A 21292-nucleotide genomic window follows, 5' to 3' on the forward strand; every position below is an offset into this window, starting at 1 on the left:
ACCCGCCCTGGCCCCCATCCCTGTACCAATCCTGCCACAATCGTTCGGCACCCTTCCTGCCCAGCTCACCCGTTGCGGCTAACCTGATGGCCGTATCATACTTCCGCGTAGGCGCGGATCGGTGGTACCTCGGCCGTCGCGAAAGGCCGCGTTAACGAAGCGGGCGTAGGACTTTCCCTAAGGCGCAGGCCGGCGGGGAAGAAGGGGTTCAAGGGGCATGGCGCGGGCGCGGTGGATCCGAGGGATGGCCTGGGGCCTGACCCTGGCGATGGCCGGGGGCATCGGCGGTGCCGTCTGGTATGAGACCCGGACCTCCGTCTTGCAGGCCGAGGTGCTGGCCCGCTATGGCAAGGACCTGACCTTCAAGCTGGAACCCGGCCCCAACCCGGACGTGCGCTTCCCGCAGCAGGGCCCCTATGACCACCGGCTGGGCTACAGCCGCCTGCCCCAGTTCGTGGAGCGGTTGACCGCCGGCCCCTACAAGGTGGAGGCGCAGGCCCGCCCCAGCCCCGCCTTCCGCGACTATGTGGATTTCGGCGGCTTCGCGCCCTATCGGGAAAAGACCAGCGGCGGCTTGACCATCTATGACCGTAACCGGTCCGGCCTGTTCGACGCCCGCTTCCCCGCCCGCACCTACAGGGGTTTCCAGGACGTGCCGGCCATGGTGGCCGACACGCTTCTGTTCATCGAGAACCGGGAGCTGCTGGACCCCGCCCACCCCCACCGCAACCCGGCGGTGGAGTGGGACCGTTTCGCCCTGGCGGTCATCAACATCCCGCTGAAGATGATCGACCCGGACAACCCAAGGGCGGGCGGCTCCACCCTGGCGACCCAGATCGAGAAATACCGCCACAGCCCCGAGGGCCGCACCGGCAGCAGCGTGGAGAAGCTGCGTCAGATGATGTCCGCCTCCGTCCGCGCCTACCTGAACGGCCCGGACACCACGATGGTGCGCCACCAGATCGTGGTGGACTACCTGAACTCCACGCCCCTGTCGGCCCGCGCCGGCATCGGTGAGGTGAACGGGCTGGGCGACGGGCTCTGGGCCTGGTACGGCAGCGACTTCGCCACCGTGAACCGCATCCTCAAGACCGCCCCCCGGACGGAGGAGGAGCTGAAGGTCCAGGCCGTGGCCTACAAGCAGGTGCTCAGCCTGCTGCTTGCCCAAAGGCGGCCCAGCTACTACCTGGCCCAGGACCGCAACGCCCTGAACGAGTTGGCGAACAGCCACCTCCGCCTGCTGGAGGGTGCGGGCGTCATCAGCCCGGCCCTGGCCGACGCCGCCCGCTTCTTCCCCCTGCGCTTCCGCCCGGAGCCGCCGGACCTGCCCGAGCCCAGCTTCGTGGAGCAGAAGGCCACCAACGCCATCCGCAACCGACTGCTGGCCACCCTGGGCGTCTCCAGCCTGTATGAGCTGGACCGCTTCGACCTGACCGTGGACACCACCCTGGACCAGCCGAGCCAGGAACGGGTGACCGCCATGCTGAAGCGGCTGGCCGACCCGGCGCAGGCGAAGGAGCTGGGCCTAGTCGGCGATCGGCTGCTGAACGACGCCGATCCGTCCAAGGTGGTCTACAGCGTCACCCTGTATGAGCGCACGCCCACCGCCAACCTGGTGCGGGTGCAGGTGGACACCCTGGCCCAGCCGCTCGACCTGAACGAGGGCGCCAAGCTCGACCTGGGCTCCACCGCCAAGCTGCGCACCCTGGCCACCTACCTGGAGATCGTCGCCAAGCTGCACGACCGCCTGTCCGGCAAGGCGGAGCATGAGCTGTCGGCCGTCGCGGCCGACGCGCCGGACCGGCTGACCGAATGGGTTGCCCGCACCTTGTCCGCCCAGCCGCACCTGGACCGGGCGGCCATCCTGGACTTGGCCATGCAGCGGCAATACTCCGCCAGCCCGGCGGAGCGGTTCTTCACCGGCGGCGGCCTGCACAGCTTCGGCAATTTCGACGACAAGGACGACCACAAGGTCATGCCGGTGTGGGACGCCTTCCGGCATTCCACCAACCTGGTGTTCATCCGGCTGATGCGGGACATCGTCAACCACTACATCGCCGAGGGCCCGGCCCGGCGTGACGACGTGCTGGACGACCCCCGCCACCCCGCCCGCAAGACCTACCTGGCCCGCTTCGCCGACCAGGAAGGCACGGATTTCCTGAACCGCTTCTGGGCGGACTACCGGGACATGGACGGCGACAAGGCCCTGGACAAGCTGGGCTCCAAGATCCGCAAGACGCCGGACAAGCTCGCCACCGCCTTCCGCTCCGTCCGCCCTCAGGCGGGGGTGCGGGAGCTGTCGGCCTTCCTGGCCCGGCACCTGCCCGCCGGCGCGCCCACGCCGGGCCAGGTCCAGTCCCTCTATGACAAGTACGCCCCCGACGCCTGGTCCCTGAACGACCGGGGCTACATCGCCGGGGTGCACCCGCTGGAGCTGTGGCTGGTGGCCTATTTGCAGGACAGCCCCAAGCCCAAGCGCAAGGACATGCTGAAGGAAAGCTCCAGTAGTCGGCAGGAAAGCTACCAGTGGCTGTTCACCACCCGGCACAAGCGGGCGCAGGACAAGCGCATCGGCATCGTGCTGGAGGAGGAGGCGTTCCAGCGCCTGCACGCGGACTGGAAGCGGCTGGGCTACCCGTTCGAAAGCCTGATCGCCAGCTACGCCACCTCCATCGGCAGCTCCGCCGACCGGCCCGGCGCCCTGGCGGAGCTGATGGGCGTCATCGTCAATGACGGCGTGCGCCTGCCCACCGGCCGCATCAGCCGCCTGCACTTCGCCGAGGGCACGCCCTACGAGACTATCTTCAGCTTCGACGGGCAGGAGCGGGGCCAGCAGGTCATGGACCCGGATGTCGCCCGCACCCTGCGCCGCCACCTGATGGACATCGTGGAGAACGGCACCGCTCGCCGCGTCCGCGGTGCCTTCACCAACGCTGACGGCAGCGCCATCCCCGTGGGCGGCAAGACCGGCACCGGCGACCACCGGTTCGAACGCTACGGCCCCGGCGGCGTGGTGCTCGAAAGCCGCGTGGTCAACCGCACCGCCACCTTCGTCTTCTACATCGGCGACCGCTTCTTCGGCGTCATCACCGCCCACGTCCACGGGCAAGAGGCCGCCAAGTACCGCTTCACCTCGGCCCTGCCGTCCCAGATCCTGAAAATCCTCGCCCCGGCCCTCCAGCCCCTGATGACCAACGGCGTCCAGACGGCCGAACGGACGGAGGACCCCAAGCCCACGGCCGTGGTCCCGGTGGGGTATCCCGTGGCGCGGCCATAAGCCTGATGTTTTCGGCATTGCAGTGCACTGGATGTCACCCCGGGCTTGACCCGGGGCCCTCGGGATCGCGCCGTGCCAATCACCGAAAGCGCACCCGCCGGCCAATTGCACCCGGGTGAACTTACAAGAACAGTGATGACGGTGATGGCCAGGGATGACAGTGATGCATCCCCCACCTCCACCCCTCTGCGCCTGTGACCGGCGTTGATTTGGGAACGCAGAGGACGCAAATGGCCGCAGAGGACACAGAGGGGTCAGTGCCACGGCGCCCGTTGGGCCCGACGCTATTTCCCGTCACTGGCACCGCAGGCGCCAACAGGATCATTCTTTGATTGAGGCCCAACCTGTCCCCAAGCCCGCCCCATCACTGTCATCCCTGGCCATCACCGTCATCACTGTTCCAGTAAGTTCAATTCCTCTCTGTGTCCTCTACGGCCATCTGGGTCCTCCGCGTTCCAAAGCGACGCATCCATCGCACCAAAGCCAGTCGGGAGGCCCGCTGCCGCGCCACTGGTACGCCCGCTTTCCCGAGGAGCCCGGGTCAAGCCCGGGCTGACATCATTGCTTGGCCAGGGCCTCACACCCTCACCCCCTCGAACGCGGCCTTCAGTATCCCCGCACTCCGCGCCAGAGCCTTCTCCTCCTCCCCGGTCAGCGTTGGCTCCAGGGTCGCCACCACGCCGCTGCGGCCCACCAGCCGGGGCAGGGACAGGGCCACGTCCTTCACCCCCGCTACCTCGGGCGTGAGGATGGAGCAGGTGGCCAGGGCCTGTTCGTCGTCCTGCACCATCTGGGCCAAGCGGGCCAGGCCGGCGCCGATGCCGAACCAGGTGGCGCCCTTGCCCTTGATGATGGCGGCGGCGGCGTGGCGCACCTCATCGTCGATATGGGCCCTGTCGGCGTCGGTCAGGGGCTTGCCCAACTGCCGCCCGGCCTCCTCCACCGGCAGGCCGCCGGCCTTGGCGGTGGACCAGTGCAGCACCTCCGAATCACCATGTTCCCCCAGGACATGGGCGTGCACCGACTTGGGGCTGACGCAGAGGTGCCGGGCCAGCAGGGCGCGGAACCGGGCCGTGTCCAGGATGGTGCCGGACCCGATCACCCGGCAGGCGGGTACGCCGTGCTTGGCGGCGATGGCGGCGCTGACCTGGGTCATCACGTCCACCGGGTTGGTGGCCACCAGGAACACCGCGTCGGGGCTGGCGTCCAGCACCTGGGGGATGATCTCCCCGAAGATGGCGGCGTTGCGGGACAGCAGGTCCAGCCGGCTTTCCCCCGGCTTCTGGTTGGCCCCGGCGGACAGCACCACGATCCCGGCCCCGTCCAGCTCACCATACCCGCCCGACCGCACCCGCGCCGGATAGGCGAAGGGGGTGGCATGCAGGATGTCTCGCGCCTGGGCCTCCGCCAGCTCCGTGTTGCGGTCCACCAGCACCAGCTCGCTGCCCACGCCGCGCATCAGCATGGCATAGGCGGCGGTGCTGCCCACGGCTCCCGCCCCGACGATCCCGATCTTCATGGCATTCCTCCCGGTTCGACCTTCGGGAGATTAACCGTGCGGCGGGCGAAAGGGATTGCGCTGGGTCAATCCGGACCCATGCCGAGGGCGCATTGGACAAAATTCCTAAGAACTGTCATGCTCGACTGGTCTTGGACACAGTGAATCGTAGGTCGGATTAGGAGCCAGAGGCTCCGTAATCCGACAGCCGCCGGCGGAAGCCGTCGGAACACGCGGCCGCCCGCTTATGCGACCTATGGGTTCCCCTTAAGGTGACACGAACCCGACCCGGTCGCCTTTGTCTCCTTAAGCGGCGAACCTCAATGACTTCAATCCCATACAAGGTGACGCCGGTAACGTTAAGCGTCACCTCAAGGTCACCTTGGTCACCTTAAGGTCAACTTAGTCACCGGTCGCGAAGGCGTCCCGCCACTGCCTCAAGCCCGCCAGCACGCCGGCCGCGGGCAGGTGGGTGACCGTGTCGTGGTGCAGATCCTCGAAGCGGACCAGGTCCCCCTCCCGCACCACCTCATACACGTTGCCCACGGTGCGGAAATGCCGGCCCGGGTCGGCCAGGGCCTCTTCCAGTTCCGCCAACAGGCCGCTGTCGCCGTTCAGGTCCACCACCAGGAACATGGCCAGGTGGGACCAGTCCCCGTCCCCTTGCGCCCGCAAATGGCCTTCCTCGGTCCGGAACAGGCGCAGGGGAGGGGGGGTGGTCATGGGGTCCGCCTACCGGTCAGGGGGTCATGGGGTGGGAACGATCGGGAAGGCCGTGTTGATCCGGTCCTTGCCCTGTCCCAGCCAGGCGAACTGGATGGTGAAGGGCTGGCCCTTGCTGTCAAGGCAGTACTGGGCTCCTCCCGTCTTCGGCGCGGACGGTCCCTGCTGCCAACCATTCACCGGCTTGGAATTGGCGGCGGCGTACAGGGCCGACTCCGTGATCTGCGGGATGGTGCAGGCGTCGGGGTAGAAGCTCTTCCGGGCCAACTGCGCGCCGTTGCTGAAGGTCACCGGCCGGACCGTCAGGCCGTTGTAGGTCACGCTGGGCGCACCGACGGACTTCACGTCCGGGGATGTGGCCATGATCTGCATGGAATGGGCGCCGACGGGCTTTCCGCTCTTGTTGTACTCGCCGCAGAAGACATGGCGCAGGTTCAGGGATGGCTGGGTGGTGGACCAGCCGAACGACTTGTCCTTGCAGGACGGGGCCTCGGCCGACGCGGCGGTGGAAGCCACGATGAGCAGGGGCAGCAACAGCAGGGCGGCATGGCGCATGGGGAACCTCTCGGCAGGCGGCATAGCCGGGCGCGCGGATCGGGGTTGCAGGTGTCTGGTATATTACCACCGAAGGAGGGTTCTGTTGAGGGGGCAGCTTGCGACACTCCGCCCCTTGGGGCAGGAAGGGGATCGCCCCACATCCGGGGCCAGACCGCCTGTCGGACAGAATGCCCATGAACCGCGCCCGCCTGATCCGCATTCTCATCGCCAGCCTGCTCGGCCTCGCCCTCGCCGCCGTGGTGGCCTGGTGGACGGTGCAACAGGACCAGCGCCGCGGCGGCACCACCGCCGGCCTGTCAGTGCCCGCCGTCTCCATCGGCGGCCCGTTCAACCTGGTGGACCACACCGGCCGCCCCGTGACGAACGAGAGTTTCGCCGGCAAGTACCGGCTGGTCTTCTTCGGCTTCACCAACTGCCCCGACATCTGCCCGACGGAGTTGCAGGTGATGGGTGCCGCGTTGGGGGAACTGGGCGCCGACGCCGCCCGGGTCCAGCCCCTGTTCGTCACGGTGGACCCGGAACGGGACACGCCCCAGGCCCTGGCGGAGTATGTGGCCCTCTACCATCCCGGCATCCTGGGCCTGACCGGCTCCCCTTCCCAGGTGGACGCGGTGGTGAAGTCCTACCGCGCCCATTACGCCAAGGTGCAGCAGGGGGCCGGTGCCGGCGACTACACCATGGACCACAGCACCTACACCTACCTGATGGGCCCGCAGGGGGAGTTCCTGACCGTCTTCGCCCGCGGCACGCCCCCGGCCGAGATGGCCCAGGCCATCCGAACCCACATGAAGGGCTGACGCCATGTCCCGCCTGACCCTAGCCGCCGCCCTCGCCGCAGCCCTGCTCAGCCCCGCCGCCTGGGGTGCCGACGTGACGGCGACGGAGGCCTGGGCCCGCGCCACCACCAGCCAGGCCCGCAACGGCGGCGCCTTCCTGACCCTGTCCAACCCGGGCACCGCCCCCGACCGGCTGGTGGCCGCCGCGGCGCCCGACGTGGCGGAGAAGGTGGAGCTGCACACCCACCTGATGGAGGGCGGCGTCGCCCGCATGCGGCCCGTGGAAGGCGGGATCGAGGTGCCGGCCGGCGGGTCGGTGGTGCTGAAGCCGGGCGGCTACCACGTCATGCTCATGGGCCTGAAGCGCCCGCTGAAGCCGGGGGAAAGCTTCCCCCTGGCCCTGACGCTGGAGAAGGCCGGGACCCTGCCGGTCACCGTGCAGGTCTGGGCCCCGGGCCAGGAACCCGCCGCCCATGCCGGGCACAACCACGCCCACAAAGGTGGGCAGGGGGCCGGTACCACGGGGCGCTAGGCCTTGTTCTTTGGTCCTATCCGGCCACCCCACCCTGCGACGCAGTGCAGCATTGCCCGCGTGGCACGGCAGATTTCCAGCAATTTCAATGGTTTGGTGCTCAGGGGTACGGGCTTGACAGGGTGGGGTGCCGCCCGTATGGTGCCGCCGCTTTCGCGCGGTGGACAACTCCGGCGGACGGAGGGGCGTTGTGAGTGATGAGCGCCAACCCCCTTCCCTGGCGGAACTGGACGCCCGGCTGCGGGAAGCGAGGCGTGTCGCCGGTCTGGACCCGGTGGAGCCGTCGCCTTACGAGGCGATGGGCAACGGGTCCGGGGGCAGTGACATGGGCCTCGGCCTGCGGATCGGGGTCGAGCTGGTGGCCGGGGTCATCCTCGGGCTCCTCCTCGGGCTCGGGCTGGACAAGTGGCTGGGGATCGCCCCCTGGGGGTTGATCATCGGCGTCTTCGTCGGCGCGCTCGCAGGGTTCATGAACGTGTACCGGGTCGCCAACGGCCAGGGGTACGCGGCGGGTTTCAAGGCTTCCGGGGACGGCCCTCCCAAGGCTGGTCCCGGGGCGGAATGAACAAGGCGCCGGCCCGTCCCGGGCATGCGCGCCAACCGATCCCGGCCCAGCCGGGGCATGGGGAATGAGGGCGTCGTGGCTGATCCGTTGCACCAGTTCGAGATCCAGCGGTACATCCCCCTCCAGGTGGGCGATCTCGACCTGTCCTTCACCAACTCCGCCCTGTTCATGGTCCTCGCCGTGCTGCTCAGCGCCGGCCTGCTGATCATGGGAATGCGCGGCCGTGCCATGGTGCCGGGCCGCCTGCAGTCGATGGCGGAGATCCTCTACGAATTCGTCGCGGACATGGTGAGGGAGAATGCGGGCCCGCAGGCGCGCAGGTACTTCCCCTTCATCTTCTCGCTGTTCATCTTCATCCTGTTCGGCAACCTGCTGGGCCTGATCCCCACGGCCTTCACCTTCACCAGCCACATCATCGTGACCTTCGCGTTGGCGATGGTGGTGTTCGTGTTCGTGACCATCCTGGCCTTCGCCCGGCACGGCCTGCACTTCTTCCACTTCTTCCTTCCCGAGGGCACGCCCGGCTTCATCGCCCCGCTGATCATCCCGATTGAGGTGATCAGCTACTTCGTGCGGCCGATCAGCCTGTCCATCCGTCTGTTCGCCAACATGCTGGCGGGCCACACCATGCTGAAGGTGTTCGCCGGCTTCAGCGTGACCCTGGCGGGCCTGGGCGGCATCGGCTACGCCGCCGGCCTGATCCCGGTCGCCCTCAACGTGGCGCTGTTCGGGCTGGAGTTCCTGGTTGCCTGCATCCAGGCCTACGTCTTCGCGCTGCTCAGCTGCGTGTACCTCCGCGACGCGCTGGAACTGCACTGATCCGGCGCCGCTACCCCTTCACCTCAAGTCAACCCGACGCGCAAACCGTCAAAACCTAGAGGATCGTCAAAATGGAAGCTGAAGCCGCAAAGTTCATCGGCGCCGGCCTCGCCATGCTCGCCCTGCTGGGCGTCGGCATCGGCCTCGGCAACCTGTTCTCCGGCCTGTACCAGGCCGCGGCCCGGAACCCGGCCGCCATCCCGGCCTACCGCACCTTCATCTTCATCGGCTTCGCCCTGACCGAGGCCGCGGGCCTGTTCGCCCTCGTCATCGCCTTCCTGATCCTGTTCGGCTAAGGCCGGACGGTCCGGCCGCCGGCTCGCCGGCGGACGCGCTACAGCGCCGGGTTCGCCGCCGTCGCGACATCCTGCCCGACCGGGCAGGGCAAGCGACGGCGGTGTCTTATGGGCCTTCCCCCGGCGGGGCGGCCCTGGGCCAGCCGGTGCTGGCAAGGATCGGGCAGGGCCGGGCAACCGGCCGGCCCCCATCACGGATGGGTGCGTAGATGCGAGTGCAAAGCCTTTCGCGCTGGTGCGCCTGCCTTGCCGTCGCCGCGCTCGCGGCGGTCGCGCTGGCGGAGCCCGCCCTGGCCGAGGCCGCGGGCCAAGGGGCCGCCGGCCATGCCGCCGATGCGGCGGCCCACGGTGCCGACCATGGCTCCGGCGGCCTGCCACAGTTGAACCCTGCCAGCTACGCCTCCCAGGTGTTCTGGCTGGCGATCACCTTCGGCCTCCTGTTCTGGCTGATGTCCAAGGTGGCGCTGCCCCGCGTCGCCGAGGTGCTGGAAGCCCGGCAGGAAAAGATCACCAACGACCTGGAGAAGGCCACGGCCCTGAAGACCGAGGCCGAGGGCGTGATGCAGGCCTATGACAAGGCCCTGGCCGACGCCCGCGCCAGCGCGCAGAAGCTGATGGCCGAGACCGTTTCCGCGACGGATGCCGAGACGGCCCGCCGCAACGCGGAACTGGGCGCCGACCTGGCGCAGCGCACCCGCGCCGCGGAGGAACGCATCCTGGCGGCCAAGCAGACGGCCCTGGACAATGTCCGCGGCGTCGCCGCCGAGGCCGCCCAGGCCGCGGTGGAGCGCCTGGTGGGCGTCGCCCCCAGCGCCGATGATGCCGGTGCCGCCGTTGACAGCGTGATGCGGGGGGCTGCCTGATGATCGAGAACCCGTATTTCTGGGTTGCCCTGGCGTTCCTGATCTTCGTCGGGATCGTCATCAAGATGGCGGGCAAGAGCATCGTCGGGGGCCTGGACGCCCGTGCCGAGCGCATCCGCAACGAGCTGGAGCAGGCGCAGAAGCTGCGTGAGGACGCCCAGGCGGCCCTCGCCCAGATCCAGCGCAAGCAGCGCGACGCCCTGAAGGAGGCGGAGGCCATCATCGCTTCCGCCCGTGAGGAGGCCGACCGCCTGCGTCGCCAGGCCGCCACCGACCTGGACTCGTCCCTGCGGCGCCGCGAGGCCCAGGCCTTGGACAAGATCGCCCAGGCCGAGGCGCAGGCCCTGCAGCAGGTCCGGGACATGGCGGTGGACATCGCCGTGGCCGCCACGGAAAAGCTGCTGGTCCAGAACCTGGACCAGGCCCGCAACGACGTGCTGGTCAACCAGGCCATCGCCGAGCTGCCGGCCAAGCTGCACTGACCCCGGTCACCGCAGCCGAAGCTACCAAGGGCGCCGGAAACGGCGCCCTTTTGCTTTTCCGGCTCAACCCCACAGCGCGCATGGATTTATGCGTTCAAAAGGGGTAGTCGCCGGCTATGATCCCCTGGTCGAAGACGCGACCCCGCGGGGGTGGGGCGCCATGGACGGGGGAACCATGCGTATCGTCACGGCCATCCTGGCCCTGTTCACTTTGCTTGCCGGCCCGGCATCGGCCCAGGTGCCCGATGGCTCCGCCAAGCAGCTGTCCGACTTCAACTGGCAGACGGAGCCCAAGGCCTACAAGGTCGGCTCCATTGCCGCCAGCATGACCACAGAAGCCGATGAGGCCATCGTGACCGGCACCGAGGCCGGCGCGGTCATGTCCTTCCTCCAGGGCATCAAGGGCTACGACGATGTCGAGGGGCTGGTCGTCAAGACCGAGGGCCCATTGGCCAACAGCTTCGTGGTGATCAGCCACGATCCCATCGGCTACGTGAAGGACGATGACTGGAGCACCACTGACGCCAATTCCCTGCTGGACTCCTTCATTGAGGGCACGGAAGAGGGCAATAAGGCCCGCGCCAAGGCCGGCGTGCCGCTGTTGAAAGTCGCGGGGTGGGCTGAGCCACCGCACTATGACAAGGTCAACAACACGCTCTGGTGGGCGATTCGGGTCGAGAGCACCGATGGGCAGTCCATCAATGCCACTGCCCTGAAGCTGTCCCGAAACGGCTATTCCCGCCTGATCTGGGTAGGCGATCCCGCGCAGTTCACCAACGCGGCCGACACCATGCGCCCGACCCTGGACCGCTACCGTTTCGACCCGGGCCACCAGTATGGCGACTTCTCCGCGGGGGACGTGGTGGCTGGCGTGGGCCTCGCCGGCCTCGCGGTGGGAATCCTGAAGGGCAAGGCCGGCTTCAAGGTTGCCACTGGCATCCTGGCCCTGGCCCTGCCTTTCCTGAAGAAGTTCGGGGTGTTCCTGGTCATCCCGCTGCTGGCCGGTTTCCGCTGGCTACGCCAGCGCCTTGGCAAGGGCGGCAGCCCCGGCGTGTGAGTGCGCGGCGCTCAGCGCGACGGCGTCTGGGACAGGTCCTTGGGCCCTTCCTTCGGCCTGTCCTCCTTCAGCGTCTCGTTGCCGATTTCCGGGTCCTTGTACTCCGGCAGGGCTACGAACTGGTCCGTGGTGTGGGGGATGCGCAGGACGGTGCGGTCCTCCTGCAACTGCACCTCCTCCCACGGCACGGCCGAGGCCTTTGCCAGGGGTCCGGCCGGGCCGTCGCCGGCCACGACGATGGCGGCCCGCCGAGCCTGCAGGTCGAACAGTACGTCGGTGACGCGGCCGGCGAGGCGGCCGTCGCTGGTTTCCACCGAACGGCCCAGCAGCGACTCGGCACTGGAAAGGCCACCTTCCAGGGCCGCGTTGCCGGCCCCCATCTTCAGGTTCGGCTCCGCCCAGGCCGGGGCGGCGAGCAGGACGGGGAGGAGCAGGGACAAGGCGCGACGCATGGGTGGACCTTCCGACTGGGGGCGCTCCCCCAACCGGCCGCCAAGCCCGCCGTTCCCTCAGGCCGGGCGCCGCACCTGCGCCGCCAACCCCAGAAAGGCGGGGTAGGGGTGCGTGACAACATAGGTGGGGATGGGGCCCAGGAAGTCCCGCATCCGCCCCTTCTCCACGAAGCGCTTGCGGAAGCGGCTGTGGGTGAAGGCGGTCAGGAAGCGGGGGATGATACCCCCGGCGATGAACACCCCGCCCCGCGCACCGATGGACAGGGCCAGGTTGCCCGCCACGGTGCCCAGCATGGCGCAGAACATCTCCAGCGCCTCCACGCACACCGGGTCGCGCCTGGCCAGGGCTCGGTCGGAGATCTCCGCCGCGGTCAGCTTCTCCGGCTCCAGCCCGTCCAGGTAGGCCAGGGTGTCGTACAGGTTCACCAGCCCTGGGCCGCAGACCAGCCGCTCCGCCGAGACATGCTCATAGGTCTTGCGCAGCTGCGCCAGCACGGCGCTTTCCCGGTCGGTGATGGGGGCCATGGTCACGTGGCCACCCTCCGTCGCCAGCGCTGTCCAGCCCCCCGGGCCGGGGATCAGGGCAGACACGCCCAGGCCGCTGCCGGGGCCCAGCACGCCCACCGGGTAGCCCGCCACGGGCTCCCCGTCGCCCACCTGCACCTTGTCGGCGGCACCCAACTCGGGGATGCCCAGGGCGACCGCGGTGAAGTCGTTGATCACATCCAGCCGATCCAGCCCCAGCGCGTCGCGCACGTCGCGGATGGAGAATTCCCAGGGCAGGTTGGTCATGCGGATGCGGTCGCCGGTCACCGGCCCCGCCAAGGCGAAGGCGGCGTTCAGGGGGCGCACGCCTTGCCCGGCCAGATAGGCCCTCGCCGCCTCCGTCAGGGTGGGATAGTCGGCGCAGCGTAGCACCCGCTCCGAATGGGCGGGCCCCTCGGCCCCCACCAGGGCGAAGCGGGCGTTGGTGCCGCCGATGTCGGCGATCAGGCTGTCCGCGGCAGTCATGCCGTGCCCCCGACCTGGGACAGGGTGTCCACATACGTCTCCCGCCAATGGGTGATGTCGTTCTCGCGCAACACCTTCATCATCGCCTCGTAGCGCTCGCGCCGCTCCTGCAGGGGCATGGTCAGGCCGCGCTGCATGTTCTCCGCCACGGCCCGCACGTCATAGGGATTGACCACCAGCGCGGCGTCAAGCTCCTTCGCGGCCCCGGCGAAGCGGGACAGCACCAGCACCCCCGGATCTTCCGGGTCCTGGCAGGCCACGTACTCCTTCGCCACCAGGTTCATGCCGTCGCGCAGGGGCGTGACCAGCCCGATGCGGGCATGGCGATAGAACCCGGCCAGGGCCTTGCGGCTGAAGCTCTTGTTCAGGTAGCGGATGGGCACCCAGTCGAACTCGGCGAACTGGCCGTTGATATGGCCGGCCAGGGCTTCCAGCTCCCGCCGGATCGCCTGGTACTCGGCCACGTCCGTGCGGGACGGGGGCGCCACCTGCATGAAGCTGACCTGCCCCTGGTTGGCGGGATAGGCGTCCAGCAGCGCCTGGAACGACTCGAACCGCTGCGGCAGGCCCTTGGAATAGTCCAGCCGGTCCACGCCGATGATCAGCGCCCGGCCCACCAGGCTCTCCTTCAGCCGCCGCATCTGCACCGTGTCGGCCGCCTGCGTGGCGATGCCTGCCAGCACGTCCGTGTCGATGCTGATGGGGAAGGCGCGAGCCACCATGGTCCGGCCAAAGGCGCGGATGCGGCAGCCCTGCCCGGGGCCAAGGTCCTCCACCTCGCCTTGCGCCTCGAACCGGATGTAGTTGGCGAAGCTCAACAGGTCGCTGCCGGTCTGGAACCCGACCAGATCATAGGCGCACAGGGCCCGCACCAGCGCCTCATGGGCCGGCAAGGCCACCAGGATTTCCGCCGCGGGCCAGGGGGTATGCAGGAAAAAGCCCATGCGCTGCCCCAACCCCATGCTGCGGAGCTGCTCGGCGAAGGGGATCAGGTGGTAGTCATGCACCCAGACGATGTCGTCCGGTTGCAGCAGGGGTGCCAAGCGGCTGGCGAACAGGCTGTTGACCCGCTGGTAGCCCGAATAGGTCCGGCCACTGAACTGTGCCAGGTCCAGCCGGTAATGGAACAGGGGCCAGAGGGTGGAGTTGGCGTAGCCGTTGTAATATTCCTCCAGGTCCCGCTGGGTCAGGCCCAGCGTGGCGAAGGTGATCCGGCCGGATTGGGCCAGCGACGGCGCATCCGGCGGTGTGTCCACCGTCTGGCCGCTCCAGCCGAACCAGATGCCCCCTCGGCGCTTCAGCGCCTCCTGGATTGCCACGGCAAGGCCGCCGGCCTGGGTCTTGCCCTCCTCGACGGGGGCGACGCGGTTCGAAACGGCGACGAGTCGGCTCACGGCTTCAATCCCTGGTATCCGGGCACATACCAGGGGTAACGGCAGGGAAGCGGCCGGGTTGCACCCCGGAAGTTCCCTGATTTTGCTGCGACGCAACATCGCGGGGAGCGGCGACTACCGCCAAGTCCCTGGAGAAACAAGGTTTATGCGCGCATGCCGGTCCCGCGATTTTGCACTTGCACAACGCCGGGCGGGCGAGCATATTTTGCAGTGCGACACGGGCGCTACGGCGCTCCTCTGTCGTAACGCACTTCTTGGGCGTTTCCTCCCTAAACTCAGGCCGTCCCTCACGGGGCGGCCTTTTTCTTTGCCCGCGTCCAGCGTGCCTACCGGTGCATGCGTGGCGGCGTCAAGGAAGGGCCTTGACCATCAGCAGCAGGTCCAGTTCCTGGCCGAACTTCACCCCGATCCCCGGCAGCACGCCGGCCTCGGCGAAGCCCAACGAGCGGTGCAGCCGCACCGACCCCTCGTTCCGCCGGTCGCCGATCACGGCAACGACCTTGCGGAAGCCCAAGGTCCGGCAGCGCCCCAACAAATCCTGCATCAGCAGGCGCCCCACCCCGCGGCCTTGCGCGCCGTCGGCCACATAGACCGAGTTCTCGATGGTGAAGCGGTAGGCCGGGCGGGTGCGGAACGGGCTGGCATAGGCATAGCCCAGCACCCGTGTCCCCTCCGTCGCCACCAGCCAGGGCAGGCCCTTGGCCTGGACATCGGCCATACGGCGGGCCATCTCCGCCGCGTCGGGCGGCTCCTCCTCATAGCTGGCCGTGCCGTGCAGCACCGCGGGGGCATAGATGGCGGCGATGGCGGGGGCATCGGCGGACGTCGCCTCCCGCACGGAAAGGGGTGGTGTGCCGTGCATCGCTCCCTCAGCGCTTGGGCTTCAACCGGTGCCCCGGCAGCGCCCCCAGGGCGCCCACCACCAGCTCCATGTGCCGGGCCAGGACGGGCAAATAGGGCCGGCGCTCCAGGGTGACCTCATCCATGTACAGGCTGCGGTTCAGCTCCACCTGCAAGGCGTGGACCCCTTCCGACGGGCGGCCATAATGTCGCGTCGTGTGGCCGCCTGCATAGGGCGCGTTCCGGCTGACCGTGTAGCCCAGGGACTGGAGCGTCGCCTCCGCCGCCGCCACGATGGGGCTGGCGCAGGCGGTGCCGTAGCAGTCGCCCAGCACGATGTCGGTGGTGCCGGTCTCCGCCGCCTCGGGCGGCAGGCCGATGCTGGGCATGGAATGGCAGTCCACCAGGATGCAATAGCCGAACCGGGCCACCGTGGCGTCCACCAGCCGGCGCAGGGCGGCATGGTAGGGGTAGTAGCAGGTCTCCACCCGCTCGATCACCTCGGCGAAGCGGAGCTTGCGGCGATAGATCTCCTCCCCGCTGGCCACGACGCGGGCGATGGTACCCAGCCCGGCCGCCACGCGGGGGCTGCGGGTATTGGCATAGCCGGGGAGGGGGCCCTCCACCATGGCGGGGTCCAGCTCGAACGGTTCCCGGTTCGGGTCCAGGAAGGCCCGGGGGAACAGGGCGGCCAGCAAGGGCGCCCCCAAGGCCGCGGCGGGCGCGAAAATCTCATCCACATAACAGTCCTCGGACCGGCGCAGGGCCTTGGCGTCCAGGCGCGAGGCGGCGAGGAACGCGTCCGGGTAGGCCGACCCGCTGTGCGGCGACGCCAGCACCACGGGCAGCGTCTGGGGCGCCGGCGCCAGGATGCGGTAGACGTCGCCGATCACGGGGCTTTCTGTGGCACGGGGATGGTCCATCCATGATGATGTAGCTGAAACAGAGGGGGCCTTCCACCTGCCGCCGGGGGCGTCCTCGAAAATTCCGCCATGGAGATGCAAGCAGGGGGTTGCCAAGCCCGCCACACGGTGATACACCCCCGCTCCGCCGCCGGGGCCCGCACCCGGCCGGTTTAAGGCGAAGCCGGGCAGCCGCCCGATGGATGCCAAGGATGGGCGCGTAGCTCAGCGGGAGAGCACTACGTTGACATCGTAGGGGTCACAGGTTCAATCCCTGTCGCGCCCACCATCCTTCCCCAAGTAACATAAAGCAGTCAGCAGGTATCGGCTCCTACCCGGTCACCGGTCGGGACGGACCAGCCGCTGGTTTGCAGCATTCGGGCGTCCGCAGGCTTGGCTGGACCGGGCAGCCGTGCGGGCGAGTACGGGACAACAAGGTGCCAACGACCCACCCCCGGCGCGCGCACGGGCGCGGGGACCTTCCCCCGCGCGGTGTCGCTACCCCCTGTGGGCCCGGCGCTCCCATGGCAGGGGCCAAGCCGGCCCCCGCCACCGCGTGTGGTCGCTCAGGATGCGGGCGGCGCGATCCCGACCCTGCGGGTGCCCGTGGCACCGCCGGCCGCGGCGGCCGCGGCACCCAGCGCCAGGGCGACGAAGCCCCAAATCGCGGCGGAGCTTGCGGCATTGGCGGCGGTCTCGGCCGTCTGGCGGGCCTGCGTTTCCGCCTGTTGCAGGGCTTGGTCCACCTGGGCCCGGATCTGCTCCGCCGGGACGCCGGCGGTGCGGGCCAGGATGTCCGTGGCCTGCTGGCGGGCCTGGGCCGCCTGCTCGCCGCCGCGCAGGAACTGCGGGGCGATGCCGGCGAGTTCCCGCCTCGCCTGGGCCACTTGGTCCGGTGTGGCGTTGGGCGCTATCTGGGCCACCAGGCGGTCCGCCTGCTGGGCGACCTGGCCGCCGGTGATGCCGCTGCCCTCGGCGGCCTGCTGGGCGGCGCCGGTGGCACCCCGGACGCCACCGGCCAGCGTGCTGAACGCCCCGCCGACAAGGCCGCCGATGGCCGAGGTCAGCAGGTAGAAGGTCAGCAGCAGCAGGAATGCCCAGGTCACCAGCCCGTGCAGGATGCCGTCCCCCCGCTGGAAGACGCCTGCCAGCCGCGCGGCCGCGTAGCCGCCCACGAACATGGCTGCCAGCATGCTCAGCACCCACCAGATGGCCGCGCCGATGCCCAGGGAGCTGGCGGCGGGCGAGCCGCCGACCTGGGCCGGGTCCACGGTGGTCAGTCCGATGCCGATCCCCAGCAGGCTCAGCAGCAGGTTCAGGGCGAGGCCCAGCACCACGCCCCCGAACACGGCCCCCCAGGAGATGCGGCGGGCGGCGGGGACGACCTCCACAGCGGTCCCGCCGGTGGCATTTGCCGCCGTCGCCGTCGTTCCATAGGTGTTGACCCGGTCCATGGTCGTTCCCCCTTGTTGCCGCCGCACGTCGCGGTAGTCGCGGGGTCAACCACCGGCAAGGTCGAACGTCGCGCCGGCCCCGGGGCCCTGCGGGACAGCCCACCGCCCCGACGCGCAGGCGCGGGGGCCGCCCGTTCGGGACATTTCCATGCCGGAAGAGTGGGGCAGGCCGCCCGGCCGGGGTGCTACGGTGGGAAAGCCCCATTCCGGGGCGGGGGAATGGCGTCATGGACGGAATCCGCATCATGGTCGTCGATCCCTGCCGGCTTTTCCGGGCCGGCCTCTGCCGCCTCCTGGCGCTAGATTTCAGGATCGTGGCGGAGGCGTCGGACATCACCGCTGCGTTGCGGCTGCTGGACCCGGGCGCGGGAGCCGTCGGCCTGGTGCTGCTGGGGGCGGCGGCCGACGCGATGCCGGGGGAGGTGCTCGCGGCGCGGGCGGCCCTGCCTGGGGCGCGGGTGCTCCACCTTTCCGACAGCCCCACGGCCCAGGTCCTTGCCGCGCTGTTCTCCGCGGGCGGCGACGGCTGCTTGGGAAAGAACGTCCCCCTGGCCGCCCTGGCGCAGTCCATGCGCGTGGTGGCGCTGGGCGGGAAGGTCTTCCCGCCGGAGGCACCGGGGCTGGTGGGCCGGGGCCCGCCGGCAGCCGGCGCGCCGCCCGCTGGGCTGTCAGCCCGTGAGGCGGAGGTGGCGGGCATGCTGCCTGGGGGCGCCTGCAACAAGGCCATCGGCAAGGCGATGGGCATCACCGAGGCCACGGTGAAGGTGCACCTCAAGACCGTGATGCGGAAGATCAACGTGGCCAACCGCACCCAGGCGGCCATCTGGGCCCTGGCGAACGGCCTGGGGCCGGCCCTCGGCCCGCCGGTGCCGAGGGTGGCCGGCGGGGTCCGGCCCTGAGGGTTCCGGCCCGCGGCCCTGCCCCTGGAACAATGGGCGGGACGCCCCATATGGTTCCCATCGCCCGCCCGGTCCTGGCCGCGGGCGACTGAGGGAGATGCCGCGCCCCCGCCCGACACTGGACGGAGCGCGGCCTTGCCACTTTCCCCTGTCCTCCTGCCAGCCCCACGTCACAGCTGGGGTCGCCCGGCGAGAGGACCTTGAATGTCCATGGGACAATTGTCAGCGCCATCTTCCCCGCCGGCCCCGACGGTTGCGGGCGCGGCGCCCGCGGCGGTGCCGCTGACGGCGACGCTCGCGCGGGAGTTGGCGCGGCACTGCCGGGCCTACCGGGAACCGATGACCCGCAAGGCCATCGGCCAGCTGGCCACCACCGTGCCCCCGTTCCTGCTGCTGGTGGGGCTGATGCTCTGGGCGGCGGCGGAGGCGTGGTGGCCGGGCCTGCTGCTGGCCCTGCCGGCGGGCGGGCTGCTGGTGCGGCTGTTCACGATCCAGCACGACTGCGGCCACGGCTCCTACTTCCGCAGCCGCGCCGCCAACGACCGGCTGGGGCGGGCCCTGTCCCTGCTGACCGCCACGCCCTATGACAGCTGGAAGCGGGCGCACGCCCTGCACCACGCCACGACCGGGGACCTGGACCGGCGCGGCGTCGGCGACGTCCGCACCCTGACGGTGCGCGAGTACAGGGCCCTGCCCTGGGCGGGGCGGCTCTGGTACCGGCTGTACCGGAACCCGGTGGCGCTGGTGCTGGTGGGGTCGCCCCTGAACTTCCTGGTCCTGCAGCGCCTGCCGAACGGCATGGGCCTGCCCTGGCGCGCCGCCTGGCGGGACGTCGCCGCCCTGGACGCCGCCCTGGCCCTGGCCGTCGCCGCCCTGGCGCCCCTGGCGGGCGGGGTGGCGCCGGTGCTGCTGGCGCTGGTCCCCACGGTGTGCGTGGCCGCCTGGGTCGGCGGCTGGCTGTTCTACGTGCAGCACCAGCACGGCGACGCCGTGTGGGAGCGGGGCGGGGACTGGGACTTCCACCGGGTGGCGCCGAGCGGCAGCTCCTACTACGTGCTGCCGCGGGCGCTGCAGTGGCTGACCGGCAACGTCGGCCTGCACCACGTCCACCACCTGGACAGCCGCGTGCCCAACTACCGCCTGCAGGAATGCCTGGAGGGCCACGACGCCCTGGGGCGGATCAACCGGCTCACCCTGCTGGGAAGCCTGCGCTGCGCCCGGCTGGCCCTCTGGGACGAGGGCTCCCGGCGCCTCGTCACCTTCGCCGAGGCCTGCCGCGGGGCGCCGGTGCGGCAGTCATGACGGGCGCCGACGGGTTCGTTTGTCCCTGACGAGAACTCGGGCTGTCCCTCAGCCCGCGCTCGGGGTGAACTCCAGCTCCAGCCGCGCGCCGCCGCCCGTGACCCAGCGGTGGGTGGCCCCGACCTGCCGTGCCAGGCCCTCGATGATCTGCAGCCCGGTGCCTGTCGCCGACGGCCCCGGCGGCAGGCCCTTGCCGTCGTCCCACAGCACGATTCGCGCCAGCCCGCCGGGCAAGGCCCTGAGCATGAGCCCCAAGGTCCCGGGGCCGCCGCCGAAGGCGTGCTTCAGGCTGTTGGTGACGAACTCGTTCACCACCAGCCCCAACGGCACCGCCACGTCCACCGCCGCCCGCATGTCCTCCAGGTCCGCTTCCAGCCGCACCGCGGCCGCGCCGTCGCTACGCAACCCCACCAGCCCCTGCGCCACATCCCGCAGGTAGGGGGCGAGGTCCAGGGCGTCTACGCTTCCACCGACGTAAAGCCGCGCGTGCAGCAGCCGCATCGCCTCGACCCGCTGCCCCACGACTTCCAGCTCACGGCGCGTCTCCGCCGTCCCGGCCTGGGCGGCCTGCACCTGGACGAGGCTGGTGATGACCTGCAGGTTGTTCTTGACCCGGTGCTGAAGTTCCCGCAGCAGCCGGTCCCGCCCCTCCAGCGCGTCCCGCAGGGCGGGGAGCAGGAGCAGCCGTTCCACCGCGGAGGCCAGCAGGTTGGCGTAGGCGCGCAGGAAGTCGGTGTCCGCCGGCCCGAATTTCCGCGCCGCCCGGCTGTCCACCTGCAACAGGCCGAAGGGGGCGGCGGTGCCCGCGCCGGGGATCGGCACGTTGACGAGGGAGGACACGCCATGTGCCCGGATGAAGTCCGGCACGGTCAGCCGCGTCTCCGCCGCGACGTCGTCGATCACGAAGGGCCGGTTGGTGCGCAGGGCCTCGTGCTCGGAGGAGCCGGGCAGGTTGGGCACCACCGTGTGCCCCACCACGCCCGCCGACCAGCCCACGCCGGCCCGGACCAGCAGCGACCCGTCCGGCCGCATCTCCATGACCTTGGCCAGGTCCGTGCCCAGCCCCCGGCCGACCAGGCGGCAGGCCTCGTGGAGCACGTCCCCGAGGTCCCCGGCCCTGAGGGAGAACTCGCCGAAGTCGGCGAGCACCGAGGCGTGGCTGGTTCCGCCCGTTTCGTCCAATCCGCCGTCCCCCGTGCCCCGCCGCGTGGCCTGGGCCAACCATCACAGTACGTTAGCGTACAGGGGCCCGGCACGGGAAGCGAGCCGCCAGAAGGGGCAGGTTCGGGCCGGCCATGGGCCTCCGGGGAACCAGGGGTTTAGGGGGGCAGCCACGCCCGCTGCCAGCCCGGAATAGCCGGGGCTGCGCCGATGTCCCGCGTGACGGGCAGGTCGCGCCGGCGGTTTGGGATCTGCGGGGTCCGGGCCTGCAGCCGCGCAGCAATGATCGAGGGGAGGCCGCGAGATGGCGCCGTCCAGCACGGCCGTACGGTGGCTTGGGTTGCCGGGCAGGCCTTCCCTTCGCCGCTGCTGCTGGAGCTGCTGGCCGCCCGCGCCGACCGCCGCCCCTGACCGGGCGGCACCCGCAATCC

Annotated in this window: 22 protein-coding genes and 1 tRNA gene; 13 read left to right on the forward strand and 10 right to left on the reverse strand. The window is 70.1% G+C overall.

Translation table 11 applies throughout. The features are described from left to right. The first annotated feature begins 244 nt into the window (after positions 1-244). Positions 245-3277, forward strand: a complete 3033-nt coding sequence (locus tag HHL28_RS01905; protein ID WP_404326275.1) for a transglycosylase domain-containing protein — start codon at positions 245-247, stop codon at positions 3275-3277. Positions 3278-3854: 577 nt separating this feature from the next. On the opposite strand, the gene HHL28_RS01910 is transcribed toward HHL28_RS01905, so the two are convergent. The 3 genes from HHL28_RS01910 to HHL28_RS01920 form a co-directional block, all read right to left on the reverse strand. Continuing rightward, positions 3855-4796, reverse strand: a complete 942-nt coding sequence (locus HHL28_RS01910) for an L-lactate dehydrogenase (protein ID WP_075771241.1) — start codon at positions 4794-4796, stop codon at positions 3855-3857. 381 nt (positions 4797-5177) lie between these two features. Continuing rightward, entirely contained in the window at positions 5178-5498 is a 321-nt protein-coding gene (locus HHL28_RS01915; RefSeq protein WP_075771242.1) for a hypothetical protein, read from the reverse strand. 24 nt (positions 5499-5522) lie between these two features. Next, positions 5523-6053 (reverse strand): EndoU domain-containing protein, encoded by a 531-nt coding sequence (locus HHL28_RS01920; protein ID WP_075771243.1) that lies wholly within the window; start codon positions 6051-6053, stop codon positions 5523-5525. 176 nt (positions 6054-6229) lie between these two features. On the opposite strand from HHL28_RS01920, the gene HHL28_RS01925 reads away from it, so the two are divergent. From HHL28_RS01925 to HHL28_RS01960, 8 genes are all read left to right on the forward strand, one after another. Then, positions 6230-6853 carry an SCO family protein gene (locus HHL28_RS01925; RefSeq protein WP_075771244.1) on the forward strand — a complete coding sequence of 208 codons (624 nt, stop codon included), beginning with the start codon at positions 6230-6232 and terminating at the stop codon, positions 6851-6853. Positions 6854-6857: 4 nt separating this feature from the next. Next, the gene (locus HHL28_RS01930; RefSeq protein WP_075771245.1) at positions 6858-7364 is read left to right on the forward strand and encodes a copper chaperone PCu(A)C; all 507 of its coding nucleotides are present in this window, start codon (positions 6858-6860) and stop codon (positions 7362-7364) included. A gap of 190 nt (positions 7365-7554) precedes the next feature. Beyond that, positions 7555-7929 (forward strand): AtpZ/AtpI family protein, encoded by a 375-nt coding sequence (locus HHL28_RS01935; protein WP_075771246.1) that lies wholly within the window; start codon positions 7555-7557, stop codon positions 7927-7929. Positions 7930-8004: 75 nt separating this feature from the next. Further along, positions 8005-8748: a F0F1 ATP synthase subunit A gene (locus HHL28_RS01940; RefSeq protein ID WP_404326278.1), complete on the forward strand. Its 744-nt coding sequence runs from the start codon at positions 8005-8007 to the stop codon at positions 8746-8748. Between the two features lie 71 nt (positions 8749-8819). Next, positions 8820-9044: an ATP synthase subunit C family protein gene (locus HHL28_RS01945; RefSeq protein ID WP_075771247.1), complete on the forward strand. Its 225-nt coding sequence runs from the start codon at positions 8820-8822 to the stop codon at positions 9042-9044. Between the two features lie 215 nt (positions 9045-9259). Then, complete coding sequence (locus HHL28_RS01950; RefSeq protein WP_404326280.1) at positions 9260-9907, forward strand: F0F1 ATP synthase subunit B family protein; 648 nt, start codon at positions 9260-9262, stop codon at positions 9905-9907. Next, the gene (locus tag HHL28_RS01955) at positions 9907-10389 is read left to right on the forward strand and encodes a F0F1 ATP synthase subunit B family protein (RefSeq protein WP_075771248.1); all 483 of its coding nucleotides are present in this window, start codon (positions 9907-9909) and stop codon (positions 10387-10389) included. Before HHL28_RS01950 ends, HHL28_RS01955 begins: the two co-directional genes overlap by 1 nt. A gap of 175 nt (positions 10390-10564) precedes the next feature. After that, positions 10565-11446 (forward strand): DUF2167 domain-containing protein, encoded by an 882-nt coding sequence (locus HHL28_RS01960; protein ID WP_075771249.1) that lies wholly within the window; start codon positions 10565-10567, stop codon positions 11444-11446. Between the two features lie 11 nt (positions 11447-11457). Here the strand turns inward: HHL28_RS01960 and HHL28_RS01965 are convergent, their stop codons facing one another. The 5 genes from HHL28_RS01965 to HHL28_RS01985 all read right to left on the reverse strand — a co-directional run bounded on the left by HHL28_RS01965 (position 11458) and on the right by HHL28_RS01985 (position 16066). Beyond that, positions 11458-11898: a PRC-barrel domain-containing protein gene (locus HHL28_RS01965; protein ID WP_075771250.1), complete on the reverse strand. Its 441-nt coding sequence runs from the start codon at positions 11896-11898 to the stop codon at positions 11458-11460. 57 nt (positions 11899-11955) lie between these two features. Further along, positions 11956-12909, reverse strand: coding sequence for a glucokinase (locus tag HHL28_RS01970; protein ID WP_075771251.1), 954 nt, complete (start codon positions 12907-12909; stop codon positions 11956-11958). Then, entirely contained in the window at positions 12906-14303 is a 1398-nt protein-coding gene (gene otsA, locus HHL28_RS01975) for an alpha,alpha-trehalose-phosphate synthase (UDP-forming) (RefSeq protein ID WP_075771252.1), read from the reverse strand. Before otsA ends, HHL28_RS01970 begins: the two co-directional genes overlap by 4 nt. A gap of 349 nt (positions 14304-14652) precedes the next feature. Beyond that, a complete protein-coding gene (locus HHL28_RS01980) occupies positions 14653-15165 on the reverse strand; it encodes a GNAT family N-acetyltransferase (RefSeq protein ID WP_075771253.1) in 513 nt (170 codons plus the stop codon). A gap of 7 nt (positions 15166-15172) precedes the next feature. After that, positions 15173-16066 (reverse strand): N-formylglutamate amidohydrolase, encoded by an 894-nt coding sequence (locus HHL28_RS01985; protein WP_075771254.1) that lies wholly within the window; start codon positions 16064-16066, stop codon positions 15173-15175. A gap of 193 nt (positions 16067-16259) precedes the next feature. Here HHL28_RS01985 and HHL28_RS01990 point away from each other — a divergent pair. Further along, positions 16260-16334 (forward strand) — tRNA-Val (locus tag HHL28_RS01990). A 277-nt stretch (positions 16335-16611) separates the two neighbouring features. On the opposite strand, the gene HHL28_RS01995 is transcribed toward HHL28_RS01990, so the two are convergent. Next, the gene (locus HHL28_RS01995; protein WP_075771255.1) at positions 16612-17499 is read right to left on the reverse strand and encodes a hypothetical protein; all 888 of its coding nucleotides are present in this window, start codon (positions 17497-17499) and stop codon (positions 16612-16614) included. Between the two features lie 227 nt (positions 17500-17726). Here HHL28_RS01995 and HHL28_RS02000 point away from each other — a divergent pair, with 227 nt between their 5' ends. Further along, on the forward strand, positions 17727-18398 hold the full coding sequence (locus tag HHL28_RS02000; protein WP_075771256.1) for a LuxR C-terminal-related transcriptional regulator: 672 nt from the start codon (positions 17727-17729) through the stop codon (positions 18396-18398). Positions 18399-18674: 276 nt separating this feature from the next. Then, positions 18675-19700 carry a fatty acid desaturase gene (locus tag HHL28_RS02005; RefSeq protein ID WP_404326283.1) on the forward strand — a complete coding sequence of 342 codons (1026 nt, stop codon included), beginning with the start codon at positions 18675-18677 and terminating at the stop codon, positions 19698-19700. 48 nt (positions 19701-19748) lie between these two features. Here HHL28_RS02005 and HHL28_RS02010 read toward each other — a convergent pair whose 3' ends face one another. Continuing rightward, positions 19749-20882, reverse strand: coding sequence for a sensor histidine kinase (locus HHL28_RS02010; protein WP_075771893.1), 1134 nt, complete (start codon positions 20880-20882; stop codon positions 19749-19751). Positions 20883-21143: 261 nt separating this feature from the next. On the opposite strand from HHL28_RS02010, the gene HHL28_RS18160 reads away from it, so the two are divergent. Beyond that, a complete protein-coding gene (locus tag HHL28_RS18160) occupies positions 21144-21272 on the forward strand; it encodes a hypothetical protein (protein ID WP_404326286.1) in 129 nt (42 codons plus the stop codon). Positions 21273-21292 lie beyond the last annotated feature (20 nt).

This window comes from Aerophototrophica crusticola (genome assembly GCF_012913305.1).
GTDB lineage: Bacteria > Pseudomonadota > Alphaproteobacteria > Azospirillales > Azospirillaceae > Niveispirillum > Niveispirillum crusticola.